The sequence below is a fragment of the Serratia nevei genome (assembly GCF_024160145.1).
GTDB classification, from domain to species: Bacteria; Pseudomonadota; Gammaproteobacteria; order Enterobacterales; family Enterobacteriaceae; genus Serratia; species Serratia nevei_A.
Window position 1 is genome coordinate 133,873 of the sequence record NZ_JAMYWQ010000008.1, and the last position, 25,514, is coordinate 159,386.

At 63.2% G+C, this 25,514-nt stretch carries 26 protein-coding genes and 3 tRNA genes; 21 read left to right on the top strand and 8 right to left on the bottom strand.

Annotation, left to right across the window (positions count from 1 at the left end; translation table 11 throughout):
* The first annotated feature begins 95 nt into the window (after positions 1–95).
* From M6G53_RS08480 to hpaC, 11 genes are all read left to right on the top strand, one after another.
* Positions 96–728, top strand: a complete 633-nt coding sequence (locus M6G53_RS08480) for a fumarylacetoacetate hydrolase family protein (protein ID WP_253330489.1) — start codon at positions 96–98, stop codon at positions 726–728.
* Positions 725–1,489, top strand: coding sequence for a fumarylacetoacetate hydrolase family protein (locus M6G53_RS08485; protein WP_253330496.1), 765 nt, complete (start codon positions 725–727; stop codon positions 1,487–1,489). The genes M6G53_RS08480 and M6G53_RS08485 overlap by 4 nt, the downstream gene beginning before the upstream one ends.
* The gene (gene hpaE / locus M6G53_RS08490) at positions 1,486–2,940 is read left to right on the top strand and encodes a 5-carboxymethyl-2-hydroxymuconate semialdehyde dehydrogenase (RefSeq protein WP_253330498.1); all 1,455 of its coding nucleotides are present in this window, start codon (positions 1,486–1,488) and stop codon (positions 2,938–2,940) included. Before M6G53_RS08485 ends, hpaE begins: the two co-directional genes overlap by 4 nt.
* Positions 2,941–2,990: 50 nt before the next feature.
* A complete protein-coding gene (hpaD, locus tag M6G53_RS08495; RefSeq protein ID WP_049202357.1) occupies positions 2,991–3,848 on the top strand; it encodes a 3,4-dihydroxyphenylacetate 2,3-dioxygenase in 858 nt (285 codons plus the stop codon).
* Between the two features lie 9 nt (positions 3,849–3,857).
* Positions 3,858–4,244, top strand: coding sequence for a 5-carboxymethyl-2-hydroxymuconate Delta-isomerase (locus M6G53_RS08500; RefSeq protein ID WP_004933172.1), 387 nt, complete (start codon positions 3,858–3,860; stop codon positions 4,242–4,244).
* 14 nt (positions 4,245–4,258) lie between these two features.
* Positions 4,259–5,062, top strand: coding sequence for a 2-oxo-hept-4-ene-1,7-dioate hydratase (hpaH, locus tag M6G53_RS08505; protein WP_004933170.1), 804 nt, complete (start codon positions 4,259–4,261; stop codon positions 5,060–5,062).
* A gap of 77 nt (positions 5,063–5,139) precedes the next feature.
* Complete coding sequence (hpaI, locus tag M6G53_RS08510; protein ID WP_253330500.1) at positions 5,140–5,934, top strand: 4-hydroxy-2-oxoheptanedioate aldolase; 795 nt, start codon at positions 5,140–5,142, stop codon at positions 5,932–5,934.
* Positions 5,935–5,937: 3 nt separating this feature from the next.
* Positions 5,938–7,308 (top strand): 4-hydroxyphenylacetate permease, encoded by a 1,371-nt coding sequence (gene hpaX, locus M6G53_RS08515; protein ID WP_253330503.1) that lies wholly within the window; start codon positions 5,938–5,940, stop codon positions 7,306–7,308.
* Between the two features lie 34 nt (positions 7,309–7,342).
* A complete protein-coding gene (gene hpaA / locus M6G53_RS08520; protein ID WP_107226716.1) occupies positions 7,343–8,239 on the top strand; it encodes a 4-hydroxyphenylacetate catabolism regulatory protein HpaA in 897 nt (298 codons plus the stop codon).
* A 178-nt stretch (positions 8,240–8,417) separates the two neighbouring features.
* Positions 8,418–9,980 carry a 4-hydroxyphenylacetate 3-monooxygenase, oxygenase component gene (gene hpaB, locus M6G53_RS08525; protein WP_047569441.1) on the top strand — a complete coding sequence of 521 codons (1,563 nt, stop codon included), beginning with the start codon at positions 8,418–8,420 and terminating at the stop codon, positions 9,978–9,980.
* Positions 9,981–9,996: 16 nt separating this feature from the next.
* A complete protein-coding gene (gene hpaC, locus M6G53_RS08530) occupies positions 9,997–10,512 on the top strand; it encodes a 4-hydroxyphenylacetate 3-monooxygenase, reductase component (RefSeq protein WP_004933156.1) in 516 nt (171 codons plus the stop codon).
* 33 nt (positions 10,513–10,545) lie between these two features.
* Here hpaC and ampH read toward each other — a convergent pair whose 3' ends face one another.
* Positions 10,546–11,688 carry a D-alanyl-D-alanine-carboxypeptidase/endopeptidase AmpH gene (gene ampH / locus M6G53_RS08535; protein WP_253330505.1) on the bottom strand — a complete coding sequence of 381 codons (1,143 nt, stop codon included), beginning with the start codon at positions 11,686–11,688 and terminating at the stop codon, positions 10,546–10,548.
* A gap of 126 nt (positions 11,689–11,814) precedes the next feature.
* Complete coding sequence (locus tag M6G53_RS08540; RefSeq protein WP_253330508.1) at positions 11,815–12,573, bottom strand: FadR/GntR family transcriptional regulator; 759 nt, start codon at positions 12,571–12,573, stop codon at positions 11,815–11,817.
* Between the two features lie 235 nt (positions 12,574–12,808).
* Here M6G53_RS08540 and M6G53_RS08545 point away from each other — a divergent pair, with 235 nt between their 5' ends.
* From M6G53_RS08545 to fucP, 7 genes are read left to right on the top strand one after another with little or no spacing between them, the layout of a single operon-like run.
* Positions 12,809–13,549: an SDR family oxidoreductase gene (locus tag M6G53_RS08545; RefSeq protein ID WP_253330510.1), complete on the top strand. Its 741-nt coding sequence runs from the start codon at positions 12,809–12,811 to the stop codon at positions 13,547–13,549.
* A 25-nt stretch (positions 13,550–13,574) separates the two neighbouring features.
* Positions 13,575–14,420 carry a fumarylacetoacetate hydrolase family protein gene (locus tag M6G53_RS08550; RefSeq protein WP_253330511.1) on the top strand — a complete coding sequence of 282 codons (846 nt, stop codon included), beginning with the start codon at positions 13,575–13,577 and terminating at the stop codon, positions 14,418–14,420.
* A gap of 14 nt (positions 14,421–14,434) precedes the next feature.
* On the top strand, positions 14,435–15,712 hold the full coding sequence (locus M6G53_RS08555) for an L-fuconate dehydratase (RefSeq protein ID WP_253330513.1): 1,278 nt from the start codon (positions 14,435–14,437) through the stop codon (positions 15,710–15,712).
* A 14-nt stretch (positions 15,713–15,726) separates the two neighbouring features.
* Positions 15,727–16,590 carry an amidohydrolase family protein gene (locus M6G53_RS08560; RefSeq protein WP_253330515.1) on the top strand — a complete coding sequence of 288 codons (864 nt, stop codon included), beginning with the start codon at positions 15,727–15,729 and terminating at the stop codon, positions 16,588–16,590.
* Positions 16,568–17,344: an L-fucose dehydrogenase gene (locus M6G53_RS08565; protein WP_253330518.1), complete on the top strand. Its 777-nt coding sequence runs from the start codon at positions 16,568–16,570 to the stop codon at positions 17,342–17,344. The genes M6G53_RS08560 and M6G53_RS08565 overlap by 23 nt, the downstream gene beginning before the upstream one ends.
* Positions 17,341–17,700, top strand: a complete 360-nt coding sequence (locus M6G53_RS08570; RefSeq protein WP_253330520.1) for an L-rhamnose mutarotase — start codon at positions 17,341–17,343, stop codon at positions 17,698–17,700. Before M6G53_RS08565 ends, M6G53_RS08570 begins: the two co-directional genes overlap by 4 nt.
* A 40-nt stretch (positions 17,701–17,740) precedes the next feature.
* Positions 17,741–18,970: an L-fucose:H+ symporter permease gene (fucP, locus tag M6G53_RS08575; RefSeq protein ID WP_253330521.1), complete on the top strand. Its 1,230-nt coding sequence runs from the start codon at positions 17,741–17,743 to the stop codon at positions 18,968–18,970.
* Between the two features lies 1 nt (position 18,971).
* On the opposite strand, the gene M6G53_RS08580 is transcribed toward fucP, so the two are convergent.
* Entirely contained in the window at positions 18,972–20,174 is a 1,203-nt protein-coding gene (locus M6G53_RS08580) for an MFS transporter (RefSeq protein WP_253330523.1), read from the bottom strand.
* 108 nt (positions 20,175–20,282) lie between these two features.
* Between M6G53_RS08580 and M6G53_RS08585 the strand changes: the two genes are divergently transcribed.
* Positions 20,283–21,194 (top strand): LysR family transcriptional regulator, encoded by a 912-nt coding sequence (locus tag M6G53_RS08585; RefSeq protein ID WP_253330534.1) that lies wholly within the window; start codon positions 20,283–20,285, stop codon positions 21,192–21,194.
* An 8-nt stretch (positions 21,195–21,202) separates the two neighbouring features.
* Here the strand turns inward: M6G53_RS08585 and M6G53_RS08590 are convergent, their stop codons facing one another.
* On the bottom strand, positions 21,203–22,288 hold the full coding sequence (locus M6G53_RS08590; RefSeq protein WP_253330525.1) for a GGDEF domain-containing protein: 1,086 nt from the start codon (positions 22,286–22,288) through the stop codon (positions 21,203–21,205).
* Between the two features lie 261 nt (positions 22,289–22,549).
* Here M6G53_RS08590 and M6G53_RS08595 point away from each other — a divergent pair, with 261 nt between their 5' ends.
* Entirely contained in the window at positions 22,550–22,834 is a 285-nt protein-coding gene (locus M6G53_RS08595) for a DUF1435 domain-containing protein (RefSeq protein ID WP_048233751.1), read from the top strand.
* Between the two features lie 88 nt (positions 22,835–22,922).
* Here M6G53_RS08595 and M6G53_RS08600 read toward each other — a convergent pair.
* The 4 genes from M6G53_RS08600 to M6G53_RS08615 all read right to left on the bottom strand — a co-directional run bounded on the left by M6G53_RS08600 (position 22,923) and on the right by M6G53_RS08615 (position 24,278).
* Positions 22,923–23,009, bottom strand: a tRNA-Leu gene (locus M6G53_RS08600).
* 42 nt (positions 23,010–23,051) lie between these two features.
* A tRNA-Leu gene (locus M6G53_RS08605) sits at positions 23,052–23,138 on the bottom strand.
* 36 nt (positions 23,139–23,174) lie between these two features.
* Positions 23,175–23,261, bottom strand: a tRNA-Leu gene (locus M6G53_RS08610).
* Positions 23,262–23,333: 72 nt separating this feature from the next.
* Positions 23,334–24,278, bottom strand: a complete 945-nt coding sequence (locus M6G53_RS08615) for a LysR family transcriptional regulator (protein WP_253330527.1) — start codon at positions 24,276–24,278, stop codon at positions 23,334–23,336.
* A 118-nt stretch (positions 24,279–24,396) separates the two neighbouring features.
* Here M6G53_RS08615 and M6G53_RS08620 point away from each other — a divergent pair, with 118 nt between their 5' ends.
* Positions 24,397–25,389, top strand: a complete 993-nt coding sequence (locus tag M6G53_RS08620; RefSeq protein ID WP_253330529.1) for an aldo/keto reductase — start codon at positions 24,397–24,399, stop codon at positions 25,387–25,389.
* Positions 25,390–25,514: the final 125 nt, after the last annotated feature.

Here is a 25,514-nt window from a genome sequence, read left to right on the forward strand (position 1 = left end):
CAAGCGCGTTGCGTAAAAGCTGCACAGCGTATAAAACTAATCATTAATATATTAATGAATGCCGGTTGTCATGTTTTGCCATTGGAGGAGTTCGCATGAAAGGCACCGTATTTTCCGTTGCGCTGAATCACCGCAGCCAACTGGACGCCTGGGATCAGGCGTTTCACCAGCCGCCGTATCAGACCCCGCCCAAAACCCCGGTCTGGTTTATCAAACCGCGCAACACCCACCTCGCCAACGGCGGGGCGATCCCGTTTCCGGCCGGTGAAACCGTGCACAGCGGCGGCACGCTGGCGGTGATCATCGGCGATACCGCACGCAAGGTGCCGGCGGCGCAGGTGAGCCGTTATCTGGCCGGTTACGCGCTGGCCAACGACGTCAGCCTGCCGGAAAGCAGCTTCTACCGCCCGGCGATCAAGGCCAAATGCCGCGACGGGTTCTGCCCGCTGGGGGAGATCGGCCAGCTGGCGAATGCCGATCGGCTGGAGATCGTCACCGAAGTCAACGGCGTGGAGCAGGATCGCTGGTCCACCGCCGATCTGGTGCGCTCGGTGCCGGAGCTGATCGCCGCCATCAGCGACTTCATCACCCTGCAACCGGGCGATGCGGTGCTGATCGGCACCCCGTACCAGCGGGTGGAGATCAAACCGGGGGATGAGGTGACGGTGCGCGCCGCCGGCCTGCCCACGTTGACCAACCGTGTCACCCAGGCAGGAGCCGCATCATGAAACATGCCCGTATTCGCCATCATGGCCAGGTCTTCAACGTGCAGGTGGACGACCAACTGCGTGTCACGCTGCCGAACGGCGAGGTGCTGCAGGAGCGCGAAGTGGAATGGCTGCCGCCGGCGCAGGGCACGGTGTTCGCCCTGGGGCTGAACTATGCCGACCACGCCAGCGAGCTGGAATTCAAGGCGCCGGAAGAACCGCTGGTGTTCCTCAAGGCGCCGAACACCCTGACCGGCCACCGCCAGGTGTCGGTGCGCCCGGCCGGCGTGGAGTACATGCACTACGAAGCCGAGCTGGTGGCGGTGATCGGCAAGACCGCGCGCCACGTCAGCCGCGAGGACGCCATGGAGTATGTGGCGGGCTACACCCTGTGCAACGACTACGCCATCCGCGATTACCTGGAGAATTATTACCGGCCGAATCTGCGGGTGAAGAGCCGCGACACCCTGACGCCGATTGGGCCGTATATCGTCGATCGCGATGACGTCGCCGATCCGCACCGGCTGGCGCTCAGCACCTACGTCAACGGCGAACTGCGCCAGCGCGGCAGCACTGCCGACATGATTTTCGACATTCCGTTCCTGATTGCCTACCTGAGCGAATTCATGACGCTGCAGCCGGGCGACATGATCGCCACCGGCACGCCGAAAGGGCTGGCCGACGTGCAGCCGGGCGACGAAGTGGTGGTGGAGATCGAGGGCATCGGCCGCTTGGTTAACCACATTATCAGTGAAAAAGATTACGAGGAGAGCCTGCGATGAAAACCATCAACCACTGGATCAACGGCAAGAACGTCGCCAGCAAAGAGTACTTCACCACCACCAACCCGGCGAACGGCGAGGTGCTGGCGGAGGTGGCCTCCGGCGGCCAACGGGAGATAGACCAGGCGGTGGCGGCAGCGAAAGAGGCATTCCCCAAATGGGCCAACACGCCGATGAAAGAGCGCGCGCGCCTGATGCGCCGCCTGGGCGAGCTGATCGACCAGAACGTGCCGCAGATCGCCGAACTGGAAACCGCCGACACCGGCCTGCCGATCCACCAGACCAAAAACGTGCTGATCCCGCGCGCTTCGCACAACTTCGAGTTTTTCGCCGAGGTGTGCCAGCAGATGAACGGCAAGACCTACCCGGTGGACGACAAGATGCTCAACTACACGCTGGTACAGCCGGTGGGGGTATGCGCGCTGGTGTCGCCGTGGAACGTGCCGTTCATGACCGCCACCTGGAAAACCGCGCCTTGCCTGGCGCTGGGCAACACCGCGGTGCTGAAGATGTCCGAACTGTCGCCGCTGACCGCCGATCGTCTGGGCGAGCTGGCGCTGGAAGCCGGCATTCCGGCCGGGGTGCTGAACGTGGTGCAGGGCTACGGCGCCACCGCCGGCGACGCGCTGGTGCGCCATAAAGACGTGCGCGCGGTCTCCTTCACCGGCGGCACCGCCACCGGCCGCCGCATCATCGAAAGCGCCGGGCTGAAGAAATTCTCCATGGAACTGGGCGGCAAGTCGCCGGTGCTGATCTTTGAAGACGCCGACATCGAGCGGGCGCTCGACGCCGCGCTGTTCACCATCTTCTCGATCAACGGCGAACGCTGCACCGCCGGTTCGCGCATCTTCATTCAGGAGAGCATCTACCCGGAATTCGTCAAACGCTTTGCCGAGCGCGCCAACCGCCTGCGCGTGGGCGATCCGCAAGATCCCAACACCCAGGTGGGGGCGCTGATCAGCCCGCAGCACTGGGAAAAAGTCTCCGGCTATATCCGCCTCGGGGTGGAAGAAGGGGCGACCCTGCTGGCCGGCGGCCCGGACAAACCGGCCGGCTTGAGCCACGGCAACTTCCTGCGCCCGACGGTGCTGGCGGATGTCGACAACCGGATGCGCGTGGCGCAGGAGGAGATCTTCGGGCCGGTGGCCTGCCTGTTGCCGTTCAAATCAGAAGAAGACGGCCTGCGCATGGCCAACGACGTGGAGTACGGCCTGGCGTCGTACATCTGGACGCAGGATGTGAGCAAGGTTCTGCGCCTGGCCCGCGGCATTGAAGCGGGCATGGTTTTCGTCAACACCCAAAACGTACGCGATCTGCGCCAGCCGTTCGGCGGCGTGAAAGCCTCCGGCACCGGCCGCGAAGGCGGCGAATACAGCTTCGAAGTGTTCGCCGAAATGAAGAACGTGTGCATTTCCATGGGTGATCACCCGATCCCGCGTTGGGGCGTTTAGTCAGGCCCCGGCATCGTTCACGGAATCATTTTTGTTTCATGTGAGGACTTATGGGTAAGTTAGCGTTAGCCGCCAAGATTACACATGTTCCATCGATGTATCTGTCGGAAATCCCTGGGAAAAACTTTGGCTGCCGGCAGGCGGCCATCGACGGCCATAAAGAGATCGGCGCGCGTTGCCGCGAGATGGGCGTCGACACCATCGTGGTGTTCGACACCCACTGGCTGGTGAACAGCGCCTATCACATTAACTGCAGCGCGCATTTCTCCGGCGTGTACACCAGCAATGAGCTGCCGCACTTCATCCGCGACATGACCTACGACTACGACGGCAACCCGGCGCTGGGGCAGTTGATCGCCGATGAGGCGTGCAAGCTTGGCGTGCGCGCCAAGGCGCACGACATCCCGAGCCTGAAGCTGGAATACGGCACGCTGGTGCCGATGCGCTACATGAACGCCGACAAGCATTTCAAGGTGGTATCGATTTCGGCGTTTTGCACCGTGCATGACTTTGCCGACAGCCGCCGGCTGGGCGAGGCGCTGAAAAGCGCCATCGAGAAATACGACGGCACCGTGGCGGTGCTGGCCAGCGGTTCGCTGTCGCACCGCTTCATCGACGATCAGCGCGCCGAAGAGGGCATGAACAGCTACACCCGCCAGTTCGATCAGCAAATGGACGAACGGGTGGTCAAGCTGTGGGAAGAGGGGCGCTTTCGCGAGTTCTGCGAAATGCTGCCGGAGTATGCCGATTACTGCTACGGCGAAGGCAACATGCACGACACCGTGATGCTGCTGGGCCTGCTCGGTTGGGACAAGTACGACGGCAAGGTGGAGTTCATCACCCCGCTGTTCGCCAGTTCCGGCACCGGGCAGGTTAACGCCGTGTTCCCTTTGCCCGCTGAAGCCTGAGGTGTGTGAATGCCCCATTTTTACGCTGAATGTACCGACAACATCCGCCGCGAGGCGGATTTGCCCACCCTGTTCGCCAAGGTCAACGAGGCGCTGGCGGCGACCGGCATCTTTCCGCTGGCCGGCGTGCGCAGCCGCGCCATCTGGCTCGATACCTGGCAGATGGCCGACGGCAAGCAGGACTACGCCTTCGTGCACATGACGCTGAAGATCGGCCACGGCCGCAGTCTGGAAAGCCGGCAGCAGGTGGGCGAGATGCTGTTTGCGCTGATCAAGGAACACTTCGCCGCGCTGATGGCGCAGCGTTACCTGGCGCTCTCTTTCACCATGGAAGAGCTGGATCCGGTGCTGAATTACAAACAGAACAATGTCCACGCGCTGTTCAACAAGGCGTGAATAAGGGGTCGTAAATGCTGGATAAAGAGCAGGTTAACCGCGCCGTGCAGCGCCTGCATCAGGCGGAAAAGAGTCGTGAACAGATCCGCGCGCTGTCGCTCGATCATCCTGAGATCACCATCGAAGACGCCTATGCCATTCAGCGGCAGTGGGTGGAGCTGAAGATCGCCGAGGGGCGCACGCTCAAAGGCCACAAGATCGGCCTGACCTCGCGCGCCATGCAGGTCAGTTCGCAGATCACCGAGCCGGATTACGGCGCGCTGCTGGACGACATGTTCTTCAACGACGGCAGCGACATTCCGATCGATCGCTTTATCGTGCCGCGGGTGGAGGTGGAGCTGGCGTTCGTGCTGGCCAAGCCGCTGCGCGGGCCGAACTGCACGCTGTTCGACGTTTACAACGCCACCGACTACGTCATTCCGGCGCTGGAGATTATCGACGCGCGCAGCCACAACGTCGATCCCGAGACTCAGCGGCCGCGCAAGGTGTTCGACACCATCTCCGACAACGCCGCCAACGCCGGTGTGGTGATGGGCGGGCGGCCGATTAAGCCGGATGCGCTGGATCTGCGCTGGATCTCCGCGCTGCTGTACCGCAACGGCGTGATTGAAGAGTCCGGCGTGGCGGCGGCGGTGCTCAACCACCCGGCCAACGGCGTGGCCTGGTTGGCCAACAAGCTGGCGCCGTATGAGGTGGAGCTGGAGGCGGGGCAGGTGATCCTCGGCGGCTCTTTCACCCGGCCAGTGCCGGCGCGGCGCGGTGATACCTTCCACGTCGACTACGGCCCGATGGGCTGTATCAGCTGCCGCTTCGTCTAATAAGCAGGCTCGGCGAACCGAGCCGCAATAAACCGGGCGGGGGCCATGCGCTACGCCCGCTTGTCAGGGAGAATGCGATGTTAACCAACCACTTCAAGCGTGCGCTGCAGGAAAAACGCCCGCAGATCGGGCTGTGGCTCGGCCTGTGCAGCAGCTACAGCGCCGAGCTGCTGGCCGGCGCCGGTTTCGACTGGCTGCTGATCGACGGCGAACATGCGCCCAACAACGTGCAAACGGTGCTGGGGCAACTGCAGGCGGTCGCGCCTTACCCGAGCCAGCCGGTGGTGCGGCCACCGTGGAACGACGCGGTGATCATCAAGCAGCTGCTGGACGTCGGCGCGCAAACCCTGCTTATCCCGATGATTCAAAACGCCGAACAGGCGCGCGACGCGGTGCGCGCCACGCGCTATCCGCCGCAGGGCGTGCGCGGCGTCGGCAGCGCCCTGGCGCGCGCTTCGCGCTGGAATCGGGTGCCCGATTACCTGCAGCAGGCCGATGAGCAGATGTGCGTGCTGGTGCAGATTGAAACCCGCGAAGCGGTGAAAAACCTCGACGCCATTTTGCAGGTGGAAGGGGTAGACGGCGTGTTTATCGGCCCGGCGGATCTCAGCGCCGACATGGGCTTTGCCGGTAATCCGCAGCACCCGGAGGTGCAGCGCACCATCGACGACGCCATCGCGCGCATCCGTGCCGCCGGCAAGGCGCCGGGCATTTTGATGGCCAACAAGGCACTGGCGCAGCGCTATCTGGAGGCCGGCGCGCTGTTCGTTGCGGTGGGGGTGGACACCACCCTGCTGGCGCGGGCGGCGGAAGCCCTGGCGGACGAATTCAAACGGGGCGGGGCGCAGGCGCCTTCATCGGGAGTCTACTGAACCATGAACCACGTCGATTCGCTGCCGCCGGCCAACCCGGCGCAGCAACATAAAGCGTTAACCGCCGCCGAGCAATCGGTGATTAAAAAGTTGTTTCGGCGCCTGATCATTTTCCTGTTCGTGTTGTTTGTTTTCTCTTTCCTCGATCGCATCAACATCGGCTTCGCCGGGCTGACGATGGGCAAAGATCTCGGCCTCAGCTCGACCATGTTCGGGCTGGCGGCGACGTTGTTCTATGTCACCTACGTGATCTTCGGCATTCCGAGCAACATGATGCTGAGCCGGGTGGGCGCGCGGCGCTGGATCGCCACCATCATGGTGCTGTGGGGCATCGCCTCCACCTGCACCCTGTTCGCCACCGGGCCGACCAGCCTGTACGTGCTGCGCATGATCGTCGGCATCACCGAGGCCGGTTTCCTGCCGGGCATTCTGGTGTACCTCACCTACTGGTTCCCGGCGTTCTACCGCGCCCGCGCCAACGCGCTGTTCATGATCGCCATGCCGGTGACCATGGCGATCGGCTCGCTGGTCTCCGGTTATATCCTGGCGCTGGACGGGGTGATGAACCTGAAGGGCTGGCAGTGGCTGTTCCTGCTGGAAGGCATTCCGTCGGTGCTGCTGGGCGTGGGGGTCTGGTTCTACCTCGACGATACGCCGGCCAAGGCCAAGTGGCTGACCGACGAGGAGAAAGCCAGCCTGCAGGCGATGATGGAGGCCGACAAGCTGCAGCTGGTGCAGCCCAACGGGCCGAGCAGCCACCGCGCGCTGCAACAGCGCAGCCTGTGGCGCGAGATTTTCACGCCGATCGTGCTGATGTATACGCTGGCCTATTTCTGCCTGACCAACACCCTGAGCGCGATCAACATCTGGACGCCGCAGATCCTGCAAAGCTTTAACCAGGGCAGCAGCAACGTGATGATCGGCATTTTGGCGGCGATCCCGCAGATCTGCACCATCGCCGGCATGGTGTGGTGGAGTAAACGATCCGACAGGCTGCAGGAGCGCAAGCATCACACCGCGCTACCGTACCTGTTCGCCGCCGCCGGCTGGCTGCTGGCGTCCGCCACCGATCACAGCCTGATCCAATTGCTCGGGATCGTGATGGCCTCGGTCGGCTCCTTTACCGCCATGGCGATCTTTTGGACCACGCCGGATCAGTCGATCAGTCTGGAAGCGCGGGCGGTGGGGATCGCGGTGATCAACGCCACCGGCAACATCGGATCGGCGCTCAGCCCGCTGTTGATCGGTTGGTTTAAAGACATGACCGGTAGCTTCAACTCCGGGCTGTATTTTGTCTCGGCGCTGTTGATCGTCGGCGCCGTGCTGGTGTGGCGCATCCCGATGAAGGATTCGCGCCCGAGAGCGACGCCTTGATACGCAAGTGGGCATGATTGCAGGAGGTAATGGGGTGCGGAAAAGTACCGGTTTTATCGCCAACATCGATATTTGCAAAGAGTATGACGCGCGCTACGCCGCCGACGAGGTGCACTACGAAACCTTCGCCGGGCTGGCGGCGTTCTTCGGCCGCGACATGCAGGTGCACTGGCACGACTGCTTCTTCCAGGTGCATTTCCTGGAGACCGGCAAGATAGAGCTGCAGCTCGACGATCAGCACTATTCGGTGCAGGCGCCGCTGTTCATCCTCACGCCGCCGTCGGTGCCGCATGCGTTCTTCACCGAACCGGACAGCGACGGCCACGTGCTGACGGTGCGCCAGGAGCTGATTTGGCCGCTGCTGGAGCGCCTGTATCCCGGCAGCAACCTGGCGCTGGACATGCCGGGCATCTGCCTGTCGCTGGCCGACGCGCCGCAGGAGCTGACGGCGCTCAGCCACTACTGGGCACTGATCCGCCGTGAGTTCGGGCAGAGCCTGGCCGGGCGCGAACAGACGCTGGCGCTGCTGGCGCAGGCGGTGTTCACGCTGCTGCTGCGCAACACCGCGCTGGAAGACAGCGCCAACAGCGGCGTGCGCGGCGAACTGCAGCTGTTCCAGCGCTTCAACAAGATGGTGGACGAGCGTTTTCGCGAGCACCTGCCGGTGCCGGAGTATGCGCAGGCGCTGGGGGTGACCGAATCGCGGCTCAACGACCTGTGCCGGCGCTTCGCCAACCGGCCGCCCAAGCGGCTGATCTTCGATCGGCTGCTGCGCGAGGCCAAGCGCATGCTGCTGTTCAGCGCCTGTACGGTGCATGAAACCGCCTACAGCCTCGGCTTCAAGGATCCGGCCTATTTCGCCCGTTTTTTCAATCGGCTGGAAGGCTGTTCCCCCTCGACCTACCGCGCGGCGCAACACGCCCTTTCGTAACCGCGATCACAGTTTGCCGCGAAAGCGGCAAACTGACCTGAAAAGTACCGGCGATTGCCGCAAAAGTCTCTTCTCGAAACCGGCTTTGGCAGCTTCAATTAAGCAACCAAAAGAAAACATTATTTTAACAAATGGCCGATTGCACGGCCTGAAAAATGCCGATGACGAGGAAGACCCGATGAAACCAGAAGACTTTCGTGCCGACAGCAAACGCCCGTTCACCGGCGCCGAATACCTGAAAAGTTTGCAGGACAGCCGCGAAATCTACATTTACGGCGAGCGCGTGAAAGACGTCACCACGCACCCGGCGTTCCGCAACGCGGCGGCGTCAGTCGGCCAGCTGTACGACGCGCTGCACGATCCGGCCAGCCAGGATCGCCTGTGCTGGAATACCGACACCGGCAACGGCGGCTATACCCACAAATTCTTCCGCTACGCCCGCAGCCCGGAAGAGATGCGCCAGCAGCGCGATGCCATCGCCGACTGGTCGCGCCAAAGCTACGGCTGGATGGGGCGTACGCCGGACTACAAGGCGGCCTTCGGCTGCGCCCTGGGCGCTTATCCGGAGTTCTACGGCCAGTTCGCCGACAACGCGCGCCACTGGTACAAACGCATTCAGGAAACCGGGCTCTATTTCAACCACGCCATCGTCAACCCGCCGATCGACCGCCACAAGCCGGTCAACGAGGTGAAGGACGTCTACATTCAGGTGGAGAAAGAGACCGACGCCGGCATCGTGGTCAGCGGGGCCAAAGTGGTGGCCACCAACTCGGCGTTGACCCACTACAACTTCATCGGCTTCGGTTCGGCGCAGGTGATGGGCGATAACCCGGACTTCGCGCTGATGTTCGTGGCGCCGATGGACGCCGAAGGGGTGAAGCTGATTTCGCGCGCCTCCTACGAGCTGGTGGCCGGCGCCACCGGATCGCCGTTCGACTACCCGCTCACCAGCCGCTTCGACGAGAACGACGCGATCCTGATCATGGATCATGTGCTGATCCCGTGGGAAAACGTGCTGATCTACCGCGACTTCGACCGCTGCCGCCGCTGGAGCACCCAGGGCGGTTTCGCCCGGCTGTTCCCGCTGCAGGCCTGCGTGCGCCTGGCGGTGAAGATGGACTTTATCACCGCGCTGCTGCAAAAGAGCCTCTCGTGCACCGGCGTGCTGGAGTTCCGCGGCGTGCAGGCGGATCTGGGCGAAGTGGTGGCCTGGCGCAACCTGTTCTGGTCGCTGAGCGACGCGATGTGCGCCGAAGCCACAAAATGGGAAAACGGCGCCTACCTGCCGGATTCCGCCGCGCTGCAAACCTACCGCGTGATGGCGCCGATGGCCTACACCAAGGTGAAACACATCATCGAGAAGAACGTCACCAGCGGTCTTATCTACCTGCCGTCCAGCGTGCGCGACATGAACAACCCGGAGATCGACAAGTATTTGGCGCGCTACGTGCGCGGATCGGACGGTATGGATCACGTCGAGCGCATCAAGATCCTCAAGCTGATGTGGGATGCGATCGGCAGCGAATTCGGCGGCCGTCACGAGCTGTATGAGATCAACTACGCCGGCAGCCAGGATGAGATCCGCCTGCAGTGCCTGCGCCACGCTCAGGGATCCGGCAACATGGATCGCATGATGCAGATGGTCGACAAGTGCCTGGCCGATTACGATCAGCACGGCTGGAAGGTGCCGCACCTGCGGAACAATGACGATATTAATCAGTTGGATAATCTGCTGAAGTAATTCAGGAGGAGGGGGTATGTCTCAGGAAAATGAACAGCGCCTGCGCTTTCGCGACGCCATGGCCAGCCTGTCGGCGGCGGTGAATATCGTCACCACCGACGGCCCGGCGGGGCGCTGCGGCATCACCGCCACGGCGGTGTGCTCGGTAACCGATACGCCGCCGACGCTGCTGGTGTGCATCAACCGCAATAGCGCGATGAACCCGGTGTTTCAGGAAAACCGCAGGCTGTGCGTCAATGTGCTCAACCACGAGCAGGAGCTGATGGCGCGCCACTTCGCCGGCATGACCGGCGTCAGCATGGAAGATCGTTTCCGGCTGGAAGAGTGGCAGCTCGGCGCGCTGGGGCAGCCGGTGCTGCGCAATACCCTGGCCAGCCTGGAAGGGGAGATCGAGCAGATCCAGAGCATCGGCACCCACCAGATGTACCTGGTGCAGATCAAGCAGATCGCGCTGAGCGAAGCCGGCAACGGGCTGATCTACTTCAAGCGCAATTTCCATTCGGTGATCCACCAGATGGCGGTGCCGGCCTGAGGCGTTGGGGCGCAGCCTGCTGCGCCCCGCGTTTCAACTCTTGTTGGCCGCCAGATCGCCCACCAGGCGGTTGACCGGATCGCTCATGTTGGTGAACTTGCTCAGCTCCGAGCGGGTCACCACCACGAACACCCCGACGTTTTTCGCCGGGATCATCGCCATGTAGGTGATGAATCCGCCGCCGCCGCCGGTTTTCTGAATGATGCCCGGCAGCCCGTCCTTCGGCGCCATATACACCCAACCCAACCCCAGCGCATCCGCTTGCCCCGGCACGTCCATGCCCTTCAGCGACACCAGATCGTGACGCTGGAAGTACATGGTTTGCTCGCTGGCGGCGGTGGCCTTGCGCGGGCCGCTGGCGCTGGAGGAGAGGAACTGCTGCATCCAGCGCTGCATGTCGCGCGGGGTGGAGTAGACGCCGCCGCTGCCGGCCGCGGCGGTGGTGTCGCGGCAGGCGCTCGGGCCGGCCGCCGCCACCATCAGGCGCGAGCACTGTTCGGGGCTCGGCGTCAGCGTGGTGTCGACCATGCCGAGCGGCGCGGTGATTTTCTCTTTCAGCAGCGCGTTGTAAGGCTTGCCCGCAGCGCGCGACAGCGCGTCGGCCAGCAGGTCATACGCCAGGTTGGAGTAGGCGGCGCGCGCGCCCGGCGGCACCGTGACGTTGGCATGCGCCAGCCACTGCCAGCGCTGGGCCTTGGTCGGCCAGGTGAACACCGGCGTTTTCGGCGGCTTCTTGCCCGGCTGCTCGCGCGGCAGCGAGCTGGTGTGCGTCGCCAGGTTCAGCAGGGTGATCGGCTGGCCGGCGTTGTAAGCCGGCACATAGGCGCCTTTGGGCGCGTACTTGCGCAGCGGGTCGGTCAGTTTGACCTGGCCTTCCGCCGCCATTTTCACCATCACTTCGCTGGTCATCAGCTTGGTGATCGAAGCGATGCGGATCAGCGAATCCGGGCGCGGGCGCAGGTTGTTGCCGGGTTTGGTATCACCAAAGCTGCGGTTAACCACCTGATTGCCGTCGATCACCACCAGCGCCATGCCGGTGGCGCCGCTGTTGTAGAAAATATGTTCGGCATACTGGTCGACGATTTGCGAAGCCAGCTGCGGGGACGCGGCCTGCACGGCCAGCGGCGCGGCGCACAGGCCCAGCGCCAGTAATAAAGCGGAGACAGAGTTCTTCAACGGTTGTTATCCATTTAACAATGCAGCGGGGAAAGGGCTCATCCGCCGTCCAGTGTAATGCGCCCGGGCCCCGGCTGCATGTAGAAAAAAGAGCGGTGACGATAAAATTATTTAACCGCCGGCGGCCTACTGCGCGCGGGCGAAAATGGCGATCACTGCGTCGAGGTGCGCCTTCATCGCCTTGCGGGCGCCGCGCACGTCGCGCGCTTCGATCGCCGCCAGGATCGCCCGGTGTTCCAGTTCGGAACGGTGCGGCATGTCGTCCGGCGTATAGTGGCGCTGCAGCACGCGGAACATGCTGCCGTAGCGGTGGCCGAGCAGGTGGCCGATGATGAACGCATAGGCCGGGTTGCCGCTGGCCTGGGCGATGCGGATGTGGAACAGCCGATCGCCGGGGTGGGTGGCGGAACCGGCGCGGTTATCGCGGCAGTTCTGCTCATAGGCGGCGCGGATGCCCGCCAGCTCTTCGTCGGTGGCGTGGCGCGCGGCCAGCGCGGCGGTCTCCGGTTCGATCAGCAGGCGGGTTTGCAGCAGTGAAAACGGCGGCAGCTCGGCGTTGAAATCCAGCTCGATGTTCAGTTCGTCGTCGATCTCCGCCCACTGGTTGCGGCCGGCCTGGGCCATCACCGGCTCCTGCGACGGCGCCAGCGGCGTTTGCGAGCGCACGATCACCCCGTTGCCAACCTTGACGTCCACCAGGCCGATCACTTCCAACGCGATAAGCGCCTCGCGCACCGACGCGCGGCTGACCTGCAACTGCTGCGCGAGATCGCGCTCCGAGGGCAGGCGGCTGCCCGGCGGAAATTCGTTATTTTCGATCAGACGTTTGAGCTGGTCAGCTATCTGTCTGTAAATTCTTGGGTTTTCCAGTCGGGTAATCGGCATTTTTGACCTTTGACGATTCGGCGCTCAGTGATTTGGCGCACAATTATGCGACAAGGCGCTTGAGTAATCGTTATTCAAGTGTAAAAAAATGGTTAATCAAAATGCGGTTTTAAGGCTGTTTTATTAACTTCTTCCCCCAACGATAACGCGTAAAGCGTCTTTTGTCATGTTAGAGGCCTGACCTTTAATCGCCTTTAGTGGCCTGACCATTAGACCTTTAGGCCGAGGAGTCAAGATGGATTTAACCGGGAAACGCGTACTGATCACCGCCGCCGGGCAAGGGATCGGTTTTACCACCGCCAGGCTGTTCGCCGCCGCCGGTGCCGAAGTGATCGCCAGCGACATCAACCTCGAGCGCCTGCAGGGCTCCGCCGGGATCCGCGCGCTGACGCTGAACGTCACCGATCCGGCCGCCATCGCGGCGGCGGCGGAAGCGATCGGCCCGATCGACGTGCTGTTCAACTGCGCCGGCGTGGTGCACAGCGGATCGATCCTCGATTGCAGCGAAGATCAGTGGGCGTTCGCGCTCAATCTCAACGTCACCGCGATGTTCCGCATGATCCGCGCCTTCCTGCCGGGCATGTTGGCGCGCGGCAAAGGCTCGATCATCAACATGTCCTCGGTGGCCTCGAGCGTGAAAGGGGTGCCGAACCGCTTCGCTTACAGCGCCAGCAAGGCGGCGGTGATCGGCCTGACGCGCTCGGTGGCGGCGGACTACGTCACCCAGGGCATCCGCTGCAACGCCATCTGCCCCGGCACGGTGGAGTCGCCGTCGCTGCGCCAGCGCATTGCTGAGCAGGCGCGCGAGCAGGGGCGCAGCGAGCAAGAGGTGTATCAGGCGTTCGTCGCCCGTCAGCCGATCGGGCGCATCGGCACCACCGAGGAAATCGCCCAATTGGCGCTGTATCTGGCCTCCGACGCCAGTTCATACACCACCGGCACGGTGCAGATCATCGACGGCGGCTGGAGCAACTGAGCCGCCATTTTTGAGAGAGGAAGGCATGAAACTTTTACGTTACGGGCAACCCGGGCAAGAGCGCCCCGGCATGTTGGATGCGCAAGGCCGCCTGCGCGATCTGTCGCAGCATATCGCCGACGTGGGGGGCGCCGCGTTATTGCCGGCGTCGCTCGCCAAACTGCGTGCGCTGGACAGCGCCATGCTGCCGCTGGTCGAAGGGCAGCCGCGCCTCGGCGCCTGCGTCGGCGGCATCGGCAAGTTTATCTGCATCGGCCTGAACTATGCCGATCACGCGGCGGAGACCGGTGCGGCCATTCCTGAGGAACCGGTGGTATTCAACAAATGGACCAGCGCGGTGGTCGGCCCCCACGATCGGGTGGAGATCCCACGCGGCTCGCAGAAAACCGACTGGGAAGTGGAGCTGGGCGTGGTGATCGGCCAGGGCGGACGCTACATCAGCGAAGCAGACGCGATGCGCCACGTCGCCGGCTACTGCGTGATCAACGACGTCTCAGAACGCGAATATCAAATTGAGCGCGGCGGCACCTGGGACAAGGGCAAAGGCTGCGACACCTTCGGGCCGATCGGCCCCTGGCTGGTGACCGCCGATGAGATCGCCGATCCGCACAGCCTGAACCTGTGGCTGGAGGTGGACGGCAAGCGCTATCAGGACGGCAACACCCGCACCATGATCTTCCGCATTCCGCAGATCGTCAGCTACCTCAGCCGCTTTATGAGCCTGCAGCCGGGCGATGTGATCTCCACCGGCACGCCGCCGGGCGTCGGCATGGGGCAGAAACCGCAGCCTATCTATCTGCGGGCGGGCCAGACGATGCGTCTGGGCATCGAAGGGCTGGGCGAACAGCGCCAGCAAACCGTACAGGCTTAACCGGGAGCGCCGCCATGACCACCATTACCGCACTGCGGGTTGAAGACATTCGTTTCCCCACGTCGCAGGGGCTGGACGGATCCGATGCCATGAATCCGGACCCCGACTATTCCGCCGCCTACGTGATCCTGGAGACCGATCGCGCGGATCTCAGCGGCCACGGGCTGACGTTCACCATCGGCCGCGGCAACGAGATCTGCTGCGCGGCGATCCGCGCGCTGGAACACCAGATCGTCGGCGAGCGGCTGGAGGATATCGCCGCCGACATGGGCGCCTTCTGGCGGCGCTTCACCAGCGACAGCCAGCTGCGCTGGATCGGGCCGGACAAAGGCGCTATTCACCTGGCGACCGGCGCGGTGGTTAACGCGGTGTGGGATCTGTGGGCCAAATCGGCCGGCAAACCGGTGTGGCGGCTGGTGGCGGAGATGACGCCGGAGGCGCTGGTGCGCTGCATCGACTTCCGTTACATCACCGACTGCATCACGCCGCAGGAAGCGCTGGCGCTGCTCAAGCAGCGGGCCGAGGGCAAAGAACGCCGCCTGGAACGGCTGCTGCAGGAAGGGTATCCCTGCTACACCACTTCGGCAGGGTGGTTGGGTTATCCGGACGACAAGCTGCGCCGCCTGTGCCAGGAAGCGGTCGACGCCGGTTTCTCCTACCTGAAACTGAAGGTCGGGCGCGATCTGGAAGACGACATCCGCCGGGTGCGCATCGCCCGCGAGGTGATCGGCCCGGATCGCCGGCTGATGATCGACGCCAACCAGGTGTGGGAGGTGGATGAAGCCATTCCGTGGGTGAAGCATCTGGCGTTCGCCAACCCCTGGTTTATCGAAGAGCCGACCAGCCCGGACGACGTGGAAGGGCACCGCCGCATCCGCGAAGGGGTGGCGCCGGTCAAGGTGGCCACCGGTGAGATGTGCCAGAACCGCATCATGTTCAAGCAGTTCATCATGCGCGGCGCGGTAGACGTGGTGCAGATCGACGCCTGCCGCCTCGGCGGCGTCAACGAAGTGCTGGCGGTGATGCTGATGGCGGCCAAATACCGGCTGCCGGTCTGCCCGCACGCCGGCGGCGTCGGGCTGTGCGAGTACGTGCAGCACCTGTCGATGATCGACTATCTGTGCATGGCCGGCACCCACGAAGGCCGGGTGATCGAGTATGTCGATCATTTGCATGAACACTTTGTCGATCCCTGCGTGATCAACGGTGCGGCCTACATGCCGCCGAGCCGTCCCGGCTATTCGATCGAGATGCATCCGTCGTCGATCGAACAGTATCGGTTCCGCGGGTGAAGCGGGAGGATCGCATGCCGCGTATCGACGCTCACCAGCACTACTGGCGCTATCACCCACGGCACTACCCGTGGATCGATGAGCGGATGCGCGTGCTGCGACAGGATTTCGATCCGCCCCGGCTGCGGCCGCTGCTGCAGGAACACGGTTTCGACGGCGCGCTGGCGGTGCAGGCACGCCCCAGCGAGGAAGAGACGCTGGCCCTGCTGGCGCTGGCTGAGCAGGGCAAGGGCGTATGCGGCGTGGTGGGCTGGCTGGACATCGCCGCGCCGCAGCTGGTGCAGCGTCTGGAGACTTTGCGGCCGCGTACCGCGCTGCGCGGGGTGCGCCATCAGGTGCAGGACGAAGCGGATCCGGCGGCCTGGCTGGCGCGGCCGGAGGTGGAACGCGGCATGCAAACGCTGCAGCGCGCCGGGTATGTGTACGAGATCCTGGTGACGCACCGGCATCTGGCGGCCGCGGCGGCGTTCGCCGCCCGCCACGATGAGCATTGGCTGGTGTTGGATCATTTCGGCAAACCGGACATCGCGCGCGGCGCGCGGCACTGGGCGCAGCAAATCCGGCCGCTGGCGGCGCTGCCGCACGTGGCCTGCAAGCTGTCGGGGTTGATCACCGAGGCACCGGGTGGCCGGTGGCGGGCGGAAGAACTGCTGCCGTTCTTCGACGCCGCGCTGGAGGCGTTCGGCCCGCAGCGGCTGATGTTCGGCTCCGACTGGCCGGTGTGCCTGCTGGCCGGCGACTACCGCCAGGTGGTGCAACTGGGCGAACGGGCGCTGTCGGCGCTGGGGGCCGCCGAGCAGGCGGCGATTTGGGGCGACACCGCCTGGCGAATTTACGGTTTAACGGAGTCTGGGTATGGATCTGTATCTGCAAGATAAGGTGGTGCTGGTCACCGGCGGCGGTGCCGGCATCGGCGCGGCGATTGCTCATGTGCTGGCCGAAGAAGGGGCGATCCCGGTGCTGGTCACCAACGCCGCGCCGGAGGCGGCGCTGCTGGCCGATTTGCAGCGGCTGCAGCCGCGCACCGAGGTGATCCTCACCGAACTGTGCGACGAGGCGGCCTGCCGCCATGCGGTCAGCCAGACGCTGGCGGCCTTCGGCCGCATCGACGGGCTGGTGAATAACGCCGGGGTCAACGACGGCGTCGGGCTGGAGGCAGGGCGCGAAGCGTTCGTCGGCTCGCTGGAAAAGAACCTGGTGCACTACTACCTGATGGCGCACCTGTGCCAGGCGGCGCTGCAGGAGAGCCGGGGCGCCATCGTCAACATCGCCTCCAAGACCGCGCTCAGCGGCCAGGGTGGTACCAGCGGCTACACCGCCGCCAAGGGCGCGGTGCTGGCGCTGACGCGCGAATGGGCGGTGTCGCTGCGTCACGACGGCGTGCGGGTGAACGCGGTGGTGCCGGCGGAGGTGATCACCCCGCAGTACCAGCGCTGGCTCAACACCTTCGCCGAGCCGCAGCGGCAGATGGCGAAAATCACCGCGCGCATTCCGCTCGGGCAGCGCATGACCACGCCGCAGGAGATCGCCGACACCGTGGCGTTCCTGTTGTCGTCGCGGTCGTCGCACACCACCGGGCAGTGGCTGTCGGTGGACGGCGGCTACCTGCATCTCGATCGGGCGCTGACGTGAGCGGCGTGGCGGCAGGGCGGCGCCGTTTCTGCCAGGCGCTCGATCTGATTGACTCACCGGCGCTGATTGCGGAGTACCAGCAGCATCATCAGCGCATCTGGCCGGGCATCGCCGCGCATTTGCGTGAGCACGGCATTCTGGACATGGAGATTTACCGGTTGGGCACCCGGCTGTTCATGATCGTGGAGGTCAGCGCCGATTTCGACGCTGCGCGCTTTGACGCCGCCGGCCTGAACAACCCCGAAGTACAGCGATGGGAAGCGCTGATGTGGCACTACCAGGCCGCCACTCCCTGGACGCCGCAGGGCGAAAAATGGGTGGAAATGGCGCGGATATTTTCTCTGCAACAGCAATAACGCCAACATCATCATCGCCAGACGATACGAGGGTATCACCATGCTTGCTGAAAAAAGTGCGGCTTCCGCGCAGCCGGGCGTCGCCGTGACCGCCAATCTGCGCTGGGCCTTTATCCTGGTCACCAGCCTGTTCTTCATGTGGGGGCTGTCCTATGGCCTGCTGGACGTATTAAACAAACATTTTCAGGAGACGTTGCACGTCACCAAGGCGCAGTCGGGGCTGCTGCAGGCGGCCTATTTCGGCGCCTATTTCCTGGTGGCGCTGCCCGCCGGGTACTTTATGGATCGCAAGGGCTACAAGGCGGGCATTCTGGTCGGGCTGTGCCTGTATGCGCTGGGGGCGCTGCTGTTCGTGCCGGCGGCGTCGGCCAACAGCTTCGGCGTGTTCCTGTTCGCGCTGTTCGTTATCGCCAGCGGTTTGGGCTGCCTGGAAACGGCCGCCAACCCGTACGCCACGGTGCTGGGCGACGCGCAGGGCGCCGAACGGCGGCTCAACCTGGCCCAGTCGTTCAACGGCCTCGGGCAGTTTATCGGCCCGTTGATCGGCGGCACGCTGTTCTTCTCCGCCAGCCAGTCCGCCGGCGGCAGCGATCAGAGCGCGGTGAAGATGACCTATGTGGCGATCGCCGTGCTGGTGCTGCTGATCGCGCTGTTGTTCAGCCGCACCCGGCTGCCGGCGATCCGCGAAGAGGAAAAACCGGTGCACGGCGTGATAGCGCAGGGATTGTGGCAGCATCCGCATTTTGTCGGCGGGGTTATCACGCAGTTCTTCTACGTGGCGGCGCAGGTGGGCGTAGGGGCGTTCTTCATCAACTATGCCACCGAACACTGGCGCGAGGTGTCTAACCAGAGCGCTTCTTACCTGCTGTCGATCGCCATGATCTGCTTTATGGTCGGGCGCTTCTTCAGCACCTGGTTGATGGGGCGAATCAAACCGGCGACGCTGCTGGCGGCCTATGCGCTGATCAACATCGCGCTGTGCGGCGTGGTGATGCTGAGCGTCGACGGCGTGTCGGTGGTGGCGCTGATCGCGGTATTCTTCTTTATGTCGATCATGTTCCCGACCATTTTCGCCCTGGGGGTGAAAAACCTGGGTAAACACACCAAACGCGCCAGCTCCTTTATGATCATGGCGATCGTCGGTGGCGCCATCATGCCGTACTTCATGGGGGCGCTGGCCGACCGTTACAGCACCGCGCTCTCTTATCTGCTGCCGCTGCTGTGCTTCGCGGTGGTGCTGGTTTACGGCCTGCGGCAGCGCCGCGCCTGATTCAACCCGGCGGCGAATCGGCCTTCGCCGCCGTTGTCAGCGCCTGCGGGCGGGTTCGCATCAGGATCGCCAACGCCAGCAGCAGCACGATGCCGGACAGCACGCCGTTTATCGTCAGGCCCCCGGCGTCCACCGCCAGCCCGCCCGCCAGTGAACCGCAGGAAATCGCCAGGTTAAACAGCGTGATATACAACGAAGAGGCGACCTCGACCGCGTCGGGAGCCGCCTTGAGCATCCACGCCATCAGCGAAACGGAAACGCCGCCGTAGGCGATGCCCCACAGCAGCAGGAAGGCGGCGCCGCTCAGCGGCGCGTGGCCCAGCAGCGGCAGCAGCAGGACGGCGAGCGCCAGCCCGAAGGCGATCAGCGCCAGGGTGCGGCGCAGCCGTTTGGCGGCGGCCTGGCCGGCGATGAAATTCCCGGCGATACCGGCGACGCCGTAGGCGAACAGCAGCGGCCCCACCCAGCGGCCTTCGATGCCGGCGACCGTCTGCAGCAGCGGGCGGACAAAGGTGTAAGCCATAAAGTGGCCGGCGACCAGCAGAAACGTCAGCAGCAGCCCGAGGAGCAGCCGGCGATTCGCGCGCTGCGCGGTGAACAAGCGCCAGCTCACCGCCTGCGTGACCGGCAGCGGCGGCAGCACCCACAGCAGCAGGAGCAGGGTCAGCGCCGCCAGGACGGCGACGGCCAAAAACGCCATGCGCCAGCCCAGCGTTTCGCCGAGGAGCACCCCGAGCGGCACGCCGAATACCGAGGCCGCCGCCACGCCGCCGAAGATGACGGACAACGCCAATCCGACGGAGGCCGGCGGTACCAGACGTTCCGCCAACCCACCCGCGATGGCCCAGATGCCGCCGATGCAAAAGCCCAGCAGGATGCGCGCAGCGAACAGCAGCGCCAGGGAGGTGGCGGCGGCGGCCAGCAGGTTGGCGGCGATCAGCAGCAGCAGGAAGGCGATCAGCAGGCTGCGGCGATCCGTGCGCCGGGCGCCCAGCACCACCAGCGGGGCGAACAGCGCGGCAAACAGGGCAGGCAGGGAAATCAGCAGCCCGGCACGGCCTATCGATGCGTTCAGGGTGCTGACGATCGGAGTCAGCAGCCCGACGGGCAGCATTTCTGCGGTGACGACGGTGAAGGTGGCCAGGCCGATGGCGAAGGTCGCCAGCCAGGGTTTTGCGCCGCCGCCGGCGTGTAAGGCGCTCATAATGACTCTCCCAACAGATGAAGAACCTCAGTGTATCCGCGCCAAAATGGCTGATAAACTGGCCTGAATGCGCAATATTGGGGACAAATCGTGGCCAATTTACCGGCTATGCCGCTGGATAACCTGACCGACCTGCTGGTGTTCATTCGCGTCGCCGACGCCTGCAGCTTCACGCTGGCGGCCGAGAGGCTGGGCATCTCCCGATCGGCGGCGGGCAAATGCGTGAACCGGTTGGAGGAGCGATTGGCCACCCGGCTGCTGCAGCGCACCACGCGCAGCGTCAGCCTGACCGAAGACGGCTCGGTGTTTTACGAGTATGCACAGCGCATCCTGTCGCAGGCCGAAGAGGCGGAAACGGCGCTCAATACGCGGCGGCAAACCCCGCGCGGGCGGCTGCGGTTGGATCTGCCGGTTTCGTTGGGGCGATTGCATATCCTGCCGATTCTACGGGAGTTTTTGGCGCAGTGGCCGGAGGTGGACGCCGACGTCAGCTTCTCCGATGAGTACAGCGATCTGGTGCGCGACGGCATCGACGTGGCTGTCCGCGTCGGCGGCAGCGACGACAGCCGGCTGGTGCGGCGGGTGCTTGCGCCACATCGCCTGATCACCTGCGCGGCACCGGATTATCTGGCGCGGCACGGTACGCCGGCAAAACCGGAGGCGCTGGGCGAGCACGAGACGCTGGTCTTCAGCCATCAGGGGCTGCCGGCGCCCTGGCGCTATTTGGTCAACGGCCAACTGCACGAACAGCCGGTGCGCGGTCGGATGCGTTTCAACAACGTCGAGGCCCTGCGGGATGCGGCCGTCGCCGGAGCAGGCCTGTGCCAGGTAGGGGCGTTTCTGGTCGGCGAGCAGATTGCGGCCGGCACGCTGGTGCCGGTGCTGGAGCGCTATTGTCGCCCGGGGCCGCCGATCTGCGCCGTCTATCCCAGCCGGCGCCATCTCTCCCCCAAGGTGAAACTGTTCCTGGCGGCGATCGAACGGCGCTGGCAGGGCAAGGCGATTTGGGAAGTCGATTAGCGAACGTGTTACTCCTGCGGCTGCAGCAGGGCGGGCTGGACGTTTTGCGCCAGCTGGATATTGTTGCGGCCGCTGTGCTTCGCCAGATAGAGCGCGGCGTCGGCCGCGCCGATCGCTGATTCGACGTCCAGCTTTTCCAACGCCGAGATGCCGGCGCTGAGCGTCAGCGTGCCGCTGTGCTGCGGGCTGGCGCCGTGCGGGATGTTCAGTTCCGCCACCCGTTGGCGCACCCGCTCGGCCAGCTGCGCCGCGTAGCCTTCGTGCACGTTGGTCAGCAGCACCAAAAACTCTTCCCCGCCGTAGCGCACCACGATGTCGCGCGAACGCACCGCGTCGCGGATAGCGACCGCCACCTGCACCAGCGCCCGATCGCCCATCGCGTGGCCGTAGCTGTCGTTGTAGATCTTGAAGTGGTCGATATCCAGCAGCAGCACGTAGTGGCGGCCGGTTTGCGGCTCCAGCAGCAGGTTGATCTTATTCTCCAGCCCGCGGCGGTTATAAAGGCCGGTCAGGGGATCGAGCATGCTCAAATTATTGAATTTGTCCCGCTCGTTATACAGATTGGCCACCAGCGCGTGAGTAAAGATTTCACTGCGTTTCAACATCAGGTGATGGATGGAGAAAGCGATAATAGGCAATAGCGTGGTGAATAATATCCGCAGGGTATTATGCATGCCGTCCAAAGCCAGGATCACCATTGCGGAAGGCACGGCGTGTAAACAAAAGGCGGTAAAGTTATCCGTCAGGGAAATAGCGCTGATAAAAAAGATGCTGAACAAACTAATTAATAAAAAATCTTGGTTGTTCGGCAGGCAATATTGACTTTTAACGTAAATATGTGCGGCCCACAGCAGGCCGAGCACGCTGGCGAACAGGTTGAGTTTGCATAAGTATTTCCGCGGCGTTTGCAGGGAGAATAGCGCCGCTGCCAGACAAAATAGCGGTATACATAATAAAGGTAGGGTAAAGGAGGGCGTATCCCTAAAAGGGAACAATAACGTAAATACGGAAGAGGCGGCATTCATCACCAAAAAAAGAAATAATGCCAGGCGCTGCTTGCTGTTCAGTAATTCCTGATAAGAACGGGCGTTCATACGGAGGTCACTCTTTGCAAAGTCGTTCTGTCGAATAATTAAGGTTGAGAAGCATTCCCTCGGCGCGAAATATCCACGGAAGTTGCATGGTTGATGGTTGTGATTATTATCATGCAAACAGGACTAGGAATTTTCTTATGTCAAATTATCATTTTTTCATGCTGGTGTCATCTGGGTTTGATTGCCGTAGCGAAAATGATGCGGCAGCCAAAAAAGTGTTATATGATATTGGTTATCATTATCACTTGTGGGAGGGGTGTCATGCTCACCGCCATGATTGCCGCATGCGGGCTGTGGGGCGTCAGTTGGTGCCTCGGCGATCGCCTGGCCAGCGCCTGGGGCGTTTTGCTGCCGTGCGCGCTGATGCCGCTGCTGGCCTTGATCGATCTGAATATGATGCAGCTGCGCACCCTGATTGTGATAGCGATGCTGGCGACGCTGGTGATGCTGTTCAACAGCCGGCTGCGCCACTATCTGCTGCTGCCTTCCTGCATGGCGCTGGCGGGCGGCCTGGCGGCAATCAGCCTCAACTTCAGCTTCGCGTAAACGCCGGAAACGGCAAAACCACGCTTAGGCGTGTTTATCATCAATGCGTTGGGATTTTTTCGAGGGAACTGCCGGAGAGATCATCAATTGGTGCGAAGAGAGGGACTTGAACCCTCACGTCCGTAAGGACACTAACACCTGAAGCTAGCGCGTCTACCAATTCCGCCACCTTCGCACAGTCGATGTTGTTGCTTTGATTTATATTACGTCGCCAGCTTGGTGCGAAGAGAGGGACTTGAACCCTCACGTCCGTAAGAACACTAACACCTGAAGCTAGCGCGTCTACCAATTCCGCCACCTTCGCATCGATGCTGAGTGCAATATAAATCATGTGGTTATTTGGTGCGAAGAGAGGGACTTGAACCCTCACGTCCGTAAGGACACTAACACCTGAAGCTAGCGCGTCTACCAATTCCGCCACCTTCGCGTACCAGAAACATTACCGGAGTAACGTTACCACGGAGGCGAATTCTAGAGATTTTGGCGGGCACGTCAACAGTTATTTCCCCGCTTTGCGGGCGTTTGCTGGAAAAACAGCCATATCGCCGCTTTTCTGCTGGTCAAACAGCCAAATCAGCCAATCAATCAACACCCTGACCCGTGGCGCCAGGAAACGGCCGGGTGGATACATGATGTAAATCGGCATCGGCGGGGGCGGCGTTTCCGCCAACACTTCCACCAGTTCGCCCCGTTCCAGCCAGGGAGCAAGCGAATAGCGCGCCGCCTGAATCAATCCCATGCCGGCACGCGCGCCGGCGATGTAGGCGTCGGCGCCGCTGACGCTCAGCCGGGCGGAGAGTTCGCGCTGTTCCACCTTGCCGCCGCGGCAGAATTCCAGCGGGTAATCACGGTTGCTGGCCAGGGAAAAATAACCCACTGCGCGGTGCGGCGCCAGGCTATCGATGTCCAGCGGCGTGCCGCAGGCCTGCAGGTAAGCGGGAGAAGCGCAGGTGATCTGCGGCAGCTGGGCGATGCGCCGCGCCACCAGGCTGTCGTCTTCGGTTTCCCAGGCGCGCAGCACGCAGTCTACGCCTTCGCGCAACAGATCGACGTGGGTGTCATTGGCGCCCAGCGCCAGCGTGATGTCGGGATAGCGCCGGTAAAAGTCGCCCAGCGCCGGAATGACGATCTCGCGCGCCAGCGAATGGGGCATATCGATGCGCACCTTGCCGGACGGCTGCAGCTTATGGCGGCTGAACAGCGTGTCCGCTTCCTCCAGCGCCCCCAGCAGCTGCACGCAGCGTTGGTAGTAAAGGCTGCCTTCGCTGGTCACCTGCACCTGGCGGGTGGTGCGGATCAGCAGGCGCACGCCCAGCCGCTGCTCCAGCCGTTTCAGCGCGTTGCTGACCGTGGCGCGCGGCAGCTGCAGGCGCTCGGCCGCCCGGCTGAAGCTGCCCAGTTCGACGATGCGGGTAAAAATGCGCATGGCTTGAACCTGATCCATGTCCACTCCGGATTGTTGGTGATTTTTGAACAGTGGTGTGCGATCTGCATTATTTATCTTTGTAGCGTAAACAACCAGACTTTGCTGCGTTATCCGTTCATCGCATGAGGGCAGCACAATGCAACAACGTAAACTGGGTACCCACGGTCCCGTCGTCTCCGCCCTGGGGCTGGGATGCATGGGCATGAGCGACTTTTACTCCACCGGCGCCGATCGGCAGGAGGCCATCGCTACGCTGCATCGGGCGCTGGAGCTGGGCGTCACGCTGCTCGACACCGCCGATATGTATGGCCCGCACACCAACGAAGAGTTGGTGGGGGAAGCTATCAAGGGTAAACGGCAACAGGTGTTCCTGGCCACCAAGTTCGGCATCCTGCGCGATCCGGCAGATCCTTCGGCGCGCGGCGTCAGCAGCCGGCCCGAGTATATCCGGCGCTCGGTGGAGGGCAGCCTGCGGCGCTTGGGCGTGGAGGAGATCGATCTTTATTATCAGCATCGGGTCGATCCGCAGGTGCCGATCGAAGACGTCGTGGGCACGATGGCGGATCTGATCCGCGAAGGCAAGATCCGCCATATCGGCCTGAGCGAGGCGTCGGTCGCCACGCTGGAGCGGGCGCACAAGGTGCATCCGATCACGGCGCTGCAGACCGAGTATTCGCTGTGGACGCGCGATGCCGAGCAGGGCGTGCTGGCGGCCTGTGAGCGCCTGGGCATCGGCTTTGTGCCTTACAGCCCGTTAGGGCGCGGTTTCCTTACCGGCGCTATCCGGCGGCCGGAGGATCTGGCCGAGGACGATTTCCGCCGCGGCAACCCGCGCTTCCAGGGCGAAAACTTCGCCCGCAACCTGGCGCTGGTGGAGAAGGTGGGTGAGCTGGCGGCGCAGAAGGGCGTCAAGCCTTCACAGCTGGCGCTGGCCTGGGTGTTGGCGCAGGGCGAGCACATCGTGCCGATCCCCGGCACCAAACGCCGTCGCTATCTGGAAGAGAACGTCGCGGCGGCGGAGATAACGCTGAGCGCGGCCGAACTGGCGGCGATCGAAGCGGTGTTTCCGCTGAGTGCGGCGGCCGGCGATCGCTACGGCGCCGAGTCGATGGCCTATATCAACGGCTAAAAAAAAGGTTCATCGCGTCTTAGCGTGAACCAATAGAAAACGGCAGTCAGAACGTTTAGGTTTGTATTCGCCAAAACACACCCTAAACCTTCAAAACTGCCGTCACTATGAATGCTAACCTTTGC

Excerpts from the sequence above, each read along its gene's own strand:
- M6G53_RS08590 (WP_253330525.1), bottom strand. The coding sequence starts at position 22,288 with ATGAACGCCCGTTCTTATCAGGAATTACTGAACAGCAAGCAGCGCCTG.
- M6G53_RS08480 (WP_253330489.1), top strand. The coding sequence starts at position 96 with ATGAAAGGCACCGTATTTTCCGTTGCGCTGAATCACCGCAGCCAACTG.
- M6G53_RS08500 (WP_004933172.1), top strand. The coding sequence starts at position 3,858 with ATGCCCCATTTTTACGCTGAATGTACCGACAACATCCGCCGCGAGGCG.
- M6G53_RS08585 (WP_253330534.1), top strand. The coding sequence starts at position 20,283 with ATGCCGCTGGATAACCTGACCGACCTGCTGGTGTTCATTCGCGTCGCC.
- hpaH (WP_004933170.1), top strand. The coding sequence starts at position 4,259 with ATGCTGGATAAAGAGCAGGTTAACCGCGCCGTGCAGCGCCTGCATCAG.
- M6G53_RS08485 (WP_253330496.1), top strand. The coding sequence starts at position 725 with ATGAAACATGCCCGTATTCGCCATCATGGCCAGGTCTTCAACGTGCAG.
- hpaI (WP_253330500.1), top strand. The coding sequence starts at position 5,140 with ATGTTAACCAACCACTTCAAGCGTGCGCTGCAGGAAAAACGCCCGCAG.
- hpaC (WP_004933156.1), top strand. The coding sequence starts at position 9,997 with ATGTCTCAGGAAAATGAACAGCGCCTGCGCTTTCGCGACGCCATGGCC.
- hpaD (WP_049202357.1), top strand. The coding sequence starts at position 2,991 with ATGGGTAAGTTAGCGTTAGCCGCCAAGATTACACATGTTCCATCGATG.
- M6G53_RS08620 (WP_253330529.1), top strand. The coding sequence starts at position 24,397 with ATGCAACAACGTAAACTGGGTACCCACGGTCCCGTCGTCTCCGCCCTG.
- M6G53_RS08550 (WP_253330511.1), top strand. The coding sequence starts at position 13,575 with ATGAAACTTTTACGTTACGGGCAACCCGGGCAAGAGCGCCCCGGCATG.
- M6G53_RS08540 (WP_253330508.1), bottom strand. The coding sequence starts at position 12,573 with ATGCCGATTACCCGACTGGAAAACCCAAGAATTTACAGACAGATAGCT.
- hpaX (WP_253330503.1), top strand. The coding sequence starts at position 5,938 with ATGAACCACGTCGATTCGCTGCCGCCGGCCAACCCGGCGCAGCAACAT.
- M6G53_RS08555 (WP_253330513.1), top strand. The coding sequence starts at position 14,435 with ATGACCACCATTACCGCACTGCGGGTTGAAGACATTCGTTTCCCCACG.
- M6G53_RS08615 (WP_253330527.1), bottom strand. The coding sequence starts at position 24,278 with ATGGATCAGGTTCAAGCCATGCGCATTTTTACCCGCATCGTCGAACTG.
- hpaE (WP_253330498.1), top strand. The coding sequence starts at position 1,486 with ATGAAAACCATCAACCACTGGATCAACGGCAAGAACGTCGCCAGCAAA.
- hpaB (WP_047569441.1), top strand. The coding sequence starts at position 8,418 with ATGAAACCAGAAGACTTTCGTGCCGACAGCAAACGCCCGTTCACCGGC.
- M6G53_RS08560 (WP_253330515.1), top strand. The coding sequence starts at position 15,727 with ATGCCGCGTATCGACGCTCACCAGCACTACTGGCGCTATCACCCACGG.
- M6G53_RS08595 (WP_048233751.1), top strand. The coding sequence starts at position 22,550 with ATGCTCACCGCCATGATTGCCGCATGCGGGCTGTGGGGCGTCAGTTGG.
- M6G53_RS08580 (WP_253330523.1), bottom strand. The coding sequence starts at position 20,174 with ATGAGCGCCTTACACGCCGGCGGCGGCGCAAAACCCTGGCTGGCGACC.
- fucP (WP_253330521.1), top strand. The coding sequence starts at position 17,741 with ATGCTTGCTGAAAAAAGTGCGGCTTCCGCGCAGCCGGGCGTCGCCGTG.
- M6G53_RS08545 (WP_253330510.1), top strand. The coding sequence starts at position 12,809 with ATGGATTTAACCGGGAAACGCGTACTGATCACCGCCGCCGGGCAAGGG.
- M6G53_RS08565 (WP_253330518.1), top strand. The coding sequence starts at position 16,568 with ATGGATCTGTATCTGCAAGATAAGGTGGTGCTGGTCACCGGCGGCGGT.